General features: G+C 28.8%; 9 protein-coding genes. 8 read left to right on the top strand and 1 reads right to left on the bottom strand.

From position 1 onward, the window contains the following. Positions 1 to 183: 183 nt before the first annotated feature. The 4 genes from G3997_RS10270 (at position 184) to carB (ending at position 6,487) form a co-directional block, all read left to right on the top strand. Positions 184 to 1,005, top strand: coding sequence for a nitroreductase family protein (locus G3997_RS10270; RefSeq protein WP_296645643.1), 822 nt, complete (start codon positions 184 to 186; stop codon positions 1,003 to 1,005). Positions 1,006 to 1,465: 460 nt separating this feature from the next. After that, entirely contained in the window at positions 1,466 to 2,182 is a 717-nt protein-coding gene (gene pyrF, locus G3997_RS10265; RefSeq protein ID WP_296645641.1) for an orotidine-5'-phosphate decarboxylase, read from the top strand. A gap of 11 nt (positions 2,183 to 2,193) precedes the next feature. Then, positions 2,194 to 3,240 (top strand): carbamoyl phosphate synthase small subunit, encoded by a 1,047-nt coding sequence (locus G3997_RS10260; protein WP_296645640.1) that lies wholly within the window; start codon positions 2,194 to 2,196, stop codon positions 3,238 to 3,240. A gap of 40 nt (positions 3,241 to 3,280) precedes the next feature. Continuing rightward, a complete protein-coding gene (gene carB / locus G3997_RS10255; protein ID WP_296645639.1) occupies positions 3,281 to 6,487 on the top strand; it encodes a carbamoyl-phosphate synthase large subunit in 3,207 nt (1,068 codons plus the stop codon). A gap of 84 nt (positions 6,488 to 6,571) precedes the next feature. Here carB and G3997_RS10250 read toward each other — a convergent pair whose 3' ends face one another. Beyond that, on the bottom strand, positions 6,572 to 7,339 hold the full coding sequence (locus G3997_RS10250; protein WP_296645638.1) for a DUF3298 and DUF4163 domain-containing protein: 768 nt from the start codon (positions 7,337 to 7,339) through the stop codon (positions 6,572 to 6,574). Positions 7,340 to 7,556: 217 nt separating this feature from the next. Here G3997_RS10250 and G3997_RS10245 point away from each other — a divergent pair, with 217 nt between their 5' ends. From G3997_RS10245 to G3997_RS10230, 4 genes are all read left to right on the top strand, one after another. Continuing rightward, positions 7,557 to 8,429, top strand: coding sequence for a class I SAM-dependent methyltransferase (locus G3997_RS10245; RefSeq protein WP_296645637.1), 873 nt, complete (start codon positions 7,557 to 7,559; stop codon positions 8,427 to 8,429). Then, positions 8,429 to 9,094: an RluA family pseudouridine synthase gene (locus G3997_RS10240; protein ID WP_296645636.1), complete on the top strand. Its 666-nt coding sequence runs from the start codon at positions 8,429 to 8,431 to the stop codon at positions 9,092 to 9,094. Before G3997_RS10245 ends, G3997_RS10240 begins: the two co-directional genes overlap by 1 nt. An 18-nt stretch (positions 9,095 to 9,112) precedes the next feature. Continuing rightward, positions 9,113 to 9,820 carry a UPF0489 family protein gene (locus G3997_RS10235; RefSeq protein ID WP_330616137.1) on the top strand — a complete coding sequence of 236 codons (708 nt, stop codon included), beginning with the start codon at positions 9,113 to 9,115 and terminating at the stop codon, positions 9,818 to 9,820. A gap of 80 nt (positions 9,821 to 9,900) precedes the next feature. Then, entirely contained in the window at positions 9,901 to 10,398 is a 498-nt protein-coding gene (locus G3997_RS10230) for an SEC-C metal-binding domain-containing protein (protein WP_296645635.1), read from the top strand. The last annotated feature ends 15 nt before the right edge of the window (positions 10,399 to 10,413 follow it).

The raw sequence follows: 10,413 nt of genomic DNA, 5'->3' as shown, positions 1-10,413 counted from the left end.
TAATTACACATATAAAKAATATATTATTAATACAATATAAATTAAATAAATTATGAAATATAAATTTATATGCTGTTAAATATTAGAAAGTAGTATATTTTTCATAAAACATATACAAAAGATAAAAAAAAAATTTATAATATATAGATAGACATATAATGAGATTCAATTAGGAGGACGGAAATGGAGCTATATGATGCCATTTTTTATAGAAAATCAATAAGAAAATACTCTAATAAAAGACTAAAGAAAGAACTATTAGATGAAGTTAAAAATATATGCTCGGACATTAATTATCTAAATAAAGATTTAAGTATAAAAGCACATGTTATAGACAGAGGACACTTAGTACACTTTTTAATGGGAAAAGACTGCAAGGTAAAGGCACCACATTATATAATTGTTACATCTAATAAAGGTGAAGATTACCTACAGGACATTGGATTTGCTATGGAAGAAGTAGTTTTAAAATTGACTACTTTAGGAGTAGCAACATGTTGGTTAGAATGTAATATAAATAGAGATGATATTTTAGAGTTTGTAGACTTGGAAAGTGAAATAGAAGATTTAAATACTGAGGAAAATCAGGTAGAGGATATAGAAAAAGAAGAAAATTTAGAAGAACCATATTCAATAATTGCATTCGGATATCCTGAAGAAAGTGAAAAATTATTTAGAAATAATAAAAATGCAGATAGAAAAAGTATAAAACATATTTGTAGAAAATTAGATAAAAACTTAGAACAAATTGTAGAAGTAATAAGATTAGCCCCATCTATGAAAAATTCTCAACCTTGGATTTTATATAATAAAGAAAATAATATTCATTTTTATGAAGAGAAACAAAAGAAAAATCTTAAAGATACAAATAAGATAAGTATGGGAATAGCTATTAGACATTTTGATATAGCATGTAAGAAATTTGATTTACAAACTAATTATTCTAAGATGCCTGTTAAAAAGAGAATAGGAAAAGAATATTATATAACTGCTATTTTGAAATAATAAATAAATTTTATCCTAAAAATACTTATTGACATTAAATTATAAAAGTGTAATAATTATACACAAAGATAAGCTTTAAATTATCCCAGAGAGGATATTAAGTATATTTAAAACTATAAACTTATAAACATAATCCTTAAAAGTAGTCCAGAGAGGCTAAAAAGGTTAAATATTTTTATTATTTAAACTTGTATTTACAACCTCTAACTGGATTAGTTAGAGGTTTTTTGATATATAAAATAAAAAATATAATAAAGTCTTTTAAACTAGTCCAGAGAGGCTGGGAAAGATATCTATAATAGATAAAAATCCTTACATCTCTTTTTGGTGTGAGGATTTTTTTATTAACACACCAAAAGAGATGTAAGGATAGCAAATCTTAGGCTTTATTAAAAAGGGGAGTCAAAAGAGATGTAAGGATAGCAAATCTTAGGCTTTATTAAAAAGGGGAGAGTTAATAATGGTAAACGGAAAAGAAAAATTAATAGTAGCAATAGACACAAATGAATTTGATAAAGCTAAGGAATTAATAGATAAACTAGAAGATAGTGTAGACATATTCAAAGTAGGATTAGAACAATATGTGGCTACAAGGGGAAAAACAGTTGATTATCTAAAAGAAAAAGGAAAGAAAATTTTCTTAGACCTTAAATTCCATGACATACCAAATACAATGCAAAGTGCAGTAAGAGCAGCAGTAAGAGATAATGTATGGTTAATGACTATACATGTATCAGATATGGAAGGTATGAGACAATGTGCTCAAGCTGCTAAAGAAGAGTCTGAAAGATTAGGAATAGAAAAGCCAATAATAGTAGGAGTTACTGTTTTAACATCGTTAAGTAATCAAGATTTACAAGATATAGGATGCAATATGACAACTGAAGAATTAGCTATAAAAAGAGCTAAATTAGCTAAAGAAGCTGGAATAGATGGAATAGTTTGTTCTGCACAAGAAGTAGATAAAATAGTTGAAGTTTGTGGTAAGGATTTCGTTACAGTATGTCCAGGAATAAGACCAGCAAATGCTTCAGTAGGAGACCAAAAAAGAGTTGTTACTCCTAAGGATGCTATAAATAAAGGAGCTCACTATTTAGTAGTAGGAAGACCTATAACTAAAGCTGAAAATCCAAGTCAAGCAGCAAATGATATAGTAAAAGAAATCGAAAATATATAGGGGGAAGTCAAATGAAGGGGAAATTAATATTAGAAGACGGAACAATTTTTGAAGGAAAAGCATTTGGATACTTAGAAGATGGTATAGGTGAAGTAGTATTCAATACTTCTATGACAGGATATCAAGAAGTATTAACAGACCCATCATACTATGGTCAAATAGTAACAATGACTTATCCGCTAGTAGGGAACTATGGAATAAATCTAGAAGATATGGAATCAAAAGGAGTTCATGTAAAAGGATTTATAGTTAGAGAAAAAAGTAATGACCCAAACAACTTCAGATGTGAAATGGATTTAGATACATACTTAAAGCAAAATAAGGTTATAGGACTTGAAGGTATAGATACAAGAGCATTAACTAAAATACTAAGAAATAACGGAACAATGAAAGGTATAATAACTTTAGAAAATGCATCTTTAGAAGATGTAAAATCAAAGTTAGAAGCATTTACAAATACACAAGCAGTAAAAACTGTAACTAGAAAAGAAATAGAGCATATAAAAGGTGAAGGTACTAAGGTTGCTGTTATGGACTTTGGGGTTAAGCAAAATATATTAAGATCTTTTGCTAATAGAAACTGTGACATAACAGTATTCCCAGCAACTACTAAGCCAGAGGAAGTTTTAGGAATAAATCCTGATTTAATATTCTTATCAAATGGACCTGGAGATCCAGAAGATTTAGAGGATGTTATAGAAAATATAAAACAATTAATTGGAAAGAAACCTATAGCAGGAATATGCTTAGGGCATCAATTATTAGCTTTAACATTAGGTGGAAAAACATCTAAATTAAAGTTCGGTCATAGAGGTGGAAATCATCCAGTTAAAGATTTAGAAGAAAACAAAATATTCATAACATCTCAAAACCATGGTTACTACGTATCTGAAATGCCAGAAAACATGGAAGTAACACATATAAATTTAAATGATAATACTGTAGAAGGTATGAGACATAAAGAATTACCTATATACAGTGTTCAATATCATCCAGAAGCTTGTCCAGGACCAAAAGACAACGATTATATATTCGACAAGTTCTTAGAGTTAGTATAGAAAATTATAAAAATCGTTAAGTAGATAAGGAGAAAAAATTATGCCTAAAATAGATAGTATAAAAAAGACTTTAGTACTAGGTTCAGGACCTATAATAATAGGGCAAGCAGCAGAGTTTGACTACTCTGGAACACAAGCTTGTCAAGCTTTAAAAGAAGAAGGAATAGAAGTTGTATTAGTAAATAGTAACCCAGCTACAATAATGACGGATAAAGAAGTAGCGGATAAAATATATATAGAACCATTAACAATTGAATTTATAGAAAAAATAATAGAAAAAGAAAGACCAGACAGCTTATTAGCAGGAATGGGTGGTCAAACAGGACTTAACCTAGCTGTTGAACTTCATGATGCTGGAATATTAGATAAATACGGAGTTAAGATAATAGGTACTTCAGTAGAATCTATAAAAAAAGGTGAAGATAGAGATACATTCAGAGAAGTAATGAGACAAATAAACCAACCAGTAGTAGTTAGTGATATAGTAACTAATTTAGAAGATGGTTTAGAATTTGCAGGAAAAATTGGATATCCAGTAGTTGTAAGACCTGCTTATACATTAGGAGGAACTGGAGGAGGTATAGCTGAAACTGTAGAAGAGTTAACAGAAATACTTACTCAAGGATTACAATTAAGTCCAGTTAGCCAAGTATTACTTGAAAAGAGTATAAAAGGTTGGAAAGAAATAGAGTATGAAGTAATAAGAGATGGTAACGGTAACTGTATAACTGTATGTAACATGGAAAATATAGACCCTGTTGGAGTTCATACAGGAGATAGTATAGTTGTTGCACCAAGTCAAACTTTAAGTGATAAAGAATACCAAATGCTAAGAAAAGCATCTATAGATATAATAAATGCTATAGAAGTTAAAGGTGGATGTAACGTTCAAATAGCATTAAATCCAGATAGTTTAGAATATGCAATAATAGAAATAAACCCAAGGGTGTCAAGATCTTCAGCACTTGCATCAAAGGCTACAGGTTATCCAATAGCTAAAGTTGCAGCGAAGATTGCTTTAGGTTATACATTAGATGAAATAGAAAATGCAGTAACTAAGAAGACTTATGCATGTTTCGAGCCTACTCTTGACTATGTAGTAGTTAAGATACCAAAATGGCCATTTGATAAATTTAAACAAGCAAATAGAAAATTAGGAACTAAAATGATGGCAACAGGAGAAATAATGAGTATAGGAAGCAACTTTGAAGCAGCTATACTTAAAGGTATAAGATCCCTTGAAATAGGAAAATATTCTTTAGTTCACTCTCCTTCTGAAGAAAAGAGTATAGAAGAATTAAAAAGTAGCATAGTAGTTCCTGATGATGAAAGATTATTTGACTTAGCTGAAATGATAAGAAGAGGCTATAAAGTAGAAATGATAGAAAATATCACTGGAGTAGATAAGTGGTTTATAAATAAATTTAAGTGGATAGTAGAACAAGAAGAAAAATTAAAGGGAATGAAAATAGAAGATTTAAATAAGGAATACTTATTAGAATTAAAGAAAAAAGGATTCTCTGATAAAGGTATAGCTGACTTAATGAAAATAAGTCCAGAAAGACTATGCGAATTAAGAAAGTTATACAACATAAAACCAGCGTATAAAATGGTTGATACTTGTGGAGGAGAGTTTGATGCATTATCTCCATACTACTACTCAACTTATGAGCAATATGATGAAGTAGAAATAAGTGATAAGAAAAAAGTTGTAGTTTTAGGTTCTGGTCCTATAAGAATAGGTCAAGGTATAGAGTTTGACTATTGCTCAGTTCACTGTGTAAAATCACTAAGAAAAATGGGAATAGAAACTATAATAGTAAATAACAACCCAGAAACTGTAAGTACAGACTTTGATACTTCAGACAAATTATACTTCGAACCATTAACAGAAGAAGAAGTATTAAATATAATAGAAAAAGAAAATCCAGATGGTGTAATATTACAATTTGGTGGTCAAACAGCAATCAAGTTAGCTAAGTTCTTACATGAAAAGAATATAAAAATATTAGGAACTGACTTTGAAAATATAGATGCAGCTGAAGACAGAGAAAAATTTGAAGAATTACTAGAAAAGTTAGATATAAACAGACCAAAAGGAAAAGCTATATGGTCAGTTAACGAAGGTATAAAAGAAGCTGAAAAGCTAGGATATCCAGTTTTAGTTAGACCATCTTATGTGCTTGGTGGTCAAGGTATGGAAATAACTTATGATGAAAATAAGTTATCTAAATACTTAGAAAGTGCATTCCAAAGAGACTCTAAAAACCCAGTACTTATAGATAAGTACTTAACAGGTAGAGAAATAGAAGTTGATGCAATATGTGATGGTAAAGATATATTAATACCAGGTATAATGGAGCACTTAGAAAGAGCTGGAGTTCACTCTGGAGACAGTATAACAATGTATCCAAGCCAAAATGTAAGTTCTGAAATAAAAGCAAAGATACTTGATTATACTAAAAAAATAGCATTAGAATTAAAYGTACTTGGAATGGTTAATATACAATTTATAGAATTCCAAAATGAATTATATATAATAGAGGTTAACCCAAGAGCAAGTAGAACAGTTCCTTATATAAGTAAGGTAAGTAATGTGCCGATAGTAGATTTAGCTACTAGATGTATGCTAGGAGAAAAATTAGCAGACTTAGGATATGGAACAGGTGTATACAAAGAGCCTAAATTAGTATCAGTTAAGGTTCCAGTATTCTCAATGTCAAAACTTGCTAGAGTTGATGTAAGCTTAGGACCTGAAATGAAATCTACAGGAGAAGTTTTAGGTGTTGGTGAAAACTTAGAAGAAGCTTTATATAAAGGATTCTTAGCAGCTGGAAAAACTATGTCTGATAAAAGGGGTGTAGTACTAGCTACTATAAATAACTACGATAAAGAAGAATTTATAGAAATAGCAAAAGATATGAAAGAATTAGGATATACTTTTGTTGCTACAGAAGGTACAGCTAAAACTCTAAAAGAAAATGGAATAGATGCTGATGTAGTTAATAGAGTAGAAGAAGCAAGACCTAATATATTAGATGCTATAAGAAATAAACAAGTTGATATAGTAATAAATACTCCTACTAAAGGTAATGACTCAACAAGAGATGGATTTAAAATAAGAAGAACTGCAACTGAGTTCTCAACAGAAGTAATGACATCTTTAGATACATTAAAAGCTTTAGTAGAAGTTAAGAAAAAAGAGATAAAAGATGCAGGATTAGAAGTATATAATATAGCTGAATAAAAATAAAGGGATGAAATATTAAATTTCATCCTTTTATTTTTACGTACTAGAATTTTATACTCTATAAAAAATTGTTCATAACTTTTAAATTAAGTTAATATACAGGTAAAAAATTATATTTTGAGCAACGGATGTAWAATTTGATCTGTAGATATTCTCAGGTGAACAGTAAAATCTAGGATTTATATATGGAGCAAATTTTATGTACTCCATAGTAAACTTAGGAATACCAAATTCTTTAGGTGCAATTTCATCTACTCCAAAGTAAATTACTATTCCCTCATCAGTTAAATAGAAAGATTGGTCATCAGCAATCTCTACAGTTGCATCAGGATAGTATAAATCTTTATTTTGATTTATTTTATAATTAACGTAATTAGTGATAACTTTTAGATAATCGATATTAGGATTAAAAACACTACCAATAGTAAATTCATTTCCAGTTAACAAATCAAAGTTATAATTATTTAATTCATCATATTTAGGGCCCTCATTATTAACAAAAGCCATAAGGCTAACTATAGTACTTAATATATGATTTTTATTAAATGGAACTGCAAAATTTGTAATCACATTATACTTTGACAATGATTGATTACTTTGAGCATTATCAGCATTTACTTGCTTTTCTTCATCTACTAATCCATTTTTAAATGTAAATACATCGGAATTTATTGTTGAGCTTATATTGTTAAGAATATTTTGATTTACATTGAAATTAGTATTTTTTAAATTAAAGAAAGACGGATACTGTAGTGTATAAGAAAATGTCTCTGATGTTTGTGTATCTTCATTAAATTTTACATAGATAGGATTGTATAAACAGCTATCAGCTCTTTTATAATACATCATAATAAATTACCCCCTATTATAAAAATCAACTAAAATATAGTATGCTAAATTAAAAGCATAGTTAACAAGTTTATAATATAAACTTATTTATAATATATATTTTTAGAACTTCTAAATAATTAATAACTAGGAATATAAAGTGTATAAAATACCGAAAATATTAAGTAATTATATGGTATAATACATAAATTGATAGAATTAATTTAGGAGGAATCGAATGTTATTATTAGCAGATAAATGGAAAGACTACGAGCTTATAGATATGGGTAACGGAGAAAAATTAGAGCGTTGGGGAGATATAGTATTAAGAAGACCAGACCCTCAAGTTATGTGGCCTATACCAAATGAAAGTGGATTATGGAAAAATCCTCATGGACATTACCACAGAAGTAACAGAGGTGGAGGACAATGGGAACATAAAAAGAAATATCCAGAAAGATGGACAATAAGTTATAAAAACTTAAAGTTTAATATAAGTCCAACAGGATTTAAACATACAGGATTATTCCCAGAACAAGCGGCAAACTGGGATTGGGCAATGGATAAAATAGAAAATGCTAAAAGACCAATAAAAGTATTAAATCTTTTTGCATATACTGGTGGAGCTACAGTAGCTTGTGCGGCAGCAGGAGCAGAAGTATGTCACGTAGATGCTTCTAAAGGAATGGTTACTTGGGCTAAAGAAAACTTACATACATCAGGATTAGCAGATAGAAAAGTAAGATTCATAGTTGATGATGTTGTTAAGTTTGTTGAAAGAGAAATAAGAAGAGGAAATAAATACGATGCAATAATAATGGACCCACCTTCTTACGGAAGAGGACCAAAAGGTGAGGTTTGGCAAATAGAAGAAAAATTATATGGTTTAGTTGAATTATGTACAAAAGTGTTATCAGATGAACCTTTATTCTTCTTAATAAACTCATACACTACTGGATTATCTCCAATAATACTTGAACATATATTAGATGCTACAGTAGCTAAAAAAGCTAAAGGTGGAAAGATATATGGTGGAGAAATAGGTATACCAACATCTAGAGATGGAAAAGTTCTTCCTTGTGGTATATTCGGAAGATGGGAGTCTAAATAATGATTAAAGTCATATTTGAAGATAATCATCTTTTAGTTGTAGAAAAACCTGTAAATATCTTATCTCAAGGTGATGATACTAATGATAAAGATATGGTTAATTTATTAAAACAATATGTGAAGGAAAAGTACAATAAGCCAGGTAATGTATATATTGGATTAGTACACAGATTAGATAGACCTGTAGGTGGAATTATGGTATTTGCAAAGACATCTAAGGCTGCATCTAGATTATCAGACCAAGTTAGGACTAAAACTTTTAAGAAGACATATAGAGCGGTTATACACGGTGATATGAATAAGAAAGAAGATACTTTAAAAGATTATCTTTACAAAAACAAAAAGACTAACATGGTAAGTGTAGTTAATAAGGATCATAAAGAAGCTAAAAATGCAGAGTTAAGCTATAAAACTTTAGATAGAAAAGATGGGTTTAGTCTTGTTGAAATTGATTTAAAAACAGGAAGACCTCATCAAATAAGAGTTCAATTTGCAAGCAGAAAGCATCCTTTATATGGTGATCAAAGATACGGTCAAAATGTAAATAAGGTTGGGCAACAAATAGCATTATGGTCTCATAAATTAGAAATAATACATCCTACAACTAAAGAAAAAATGGAATTCACATGTGAACCACCTGGGGAATATCCATGGAATTTATTTTAATAGTTAAGAGGAATTGATATGGATAAATATACAGGATTTTATATAGAAAAGCCTACTGGAAATAATATATTCTCATATGAAGAGAGAGAGAATAAAAAAATTTACGTACCAAAGCTTATAGAAGGAACTTTAGATGATGTTTTAGTTGGAGAAGAAATAGTCTTCAATGAAATTGATGAATATATAGAAATAAAAGCTAAAGGACTTAAAAATATGGTTATATATAAATATCAAGATAAAGATATTTATATATTTGATAACCACAATCATGCATTTTATTTTTGGATAAAAAGTTTAGAAAAAGGTAACTTTACTAAAGGGTGCAAATTAGTTCATGTAGACCAACATAAAGACACTAGAGAACCAGAAAATTATAATGTTGATATAGATAATACAGAAGATGTATTTAGATATACTAATGAAGTATTAAATGTAGGTAGCTTTATTAAACCAGCTTTACATCATAATATATTTTCAGATGTTATAATAATAGATAGTTCTTATGGATTTAATATTGATATACAAGAAGAGTTTGTATTAGATATAGATTTAGATATATTCTCAGAGGATATGGATTATATTCCTTATGGACTTAAGATATCAAAAATAAAAGAACTAATAGATAAAGCAAAAGTAATAACAATAGCATCTAGCCCATTTTTTATAAATCAGGAGTATGCTATAAAAGTATTAAAAGAATTATTTAATTATGATATAATAAAGTAGTTGAATTAAAATATTTATAATNTATTTATAATAAATATAAAATTAATAGTAATGTTAATTTTTAATTAGGAGGAAAAGGTATGAGTTTATATACTGAATGGAGAAATTTAAGTGATAATCATGAAAGCCAAGAAGCAGAAGTTAAGTTCTGGGAAGAGTACTTAAAAGCAGAAGCTTCTATATACAATGAATTATTAAATAATAAGCAAGAAGTTATAGAAGGTAAAGTTAGCGAATTAGCTGCTAAATATAACGTATCTGTTGAATACTTCATGGGATTCATAGATGGAATAAGCGAAAGTTTAAAAGAAGATATAACTTTAGAAACTATAGAAGCAGATGGTACTATAAAGTTAGACATAGATTTCGAAAAATTATACTACAACATGTTAGCTGTAGAAGCTCATTGGTTATATAACTTACCAGGTTGGGAAACTATATTACCAGCTGATAAGAGAAAAGAATTACAAAAGGCTTACAAAACTTCTAAGACAGTAGTTAAAGAAGAAAAAGTAGGTAGAAATGATGCTTGTATATGTGGAAGTGGTAAAAAATACAAGAAATGTTGTGGAAAATAAATATTAAAGAAATAA

This window comes from Romboutsia sp. 13368 (assembly GCF_018336475.1).
Classification (GTDB): domain Bacteria; phylum Bacillota; class Clostridia; order Peptostreptococcales; family Peptostreptococcaceae; genus Romboutsia.
This window is presented reverse-complemented; position numbering and strand designations above follow the sequence as displayed.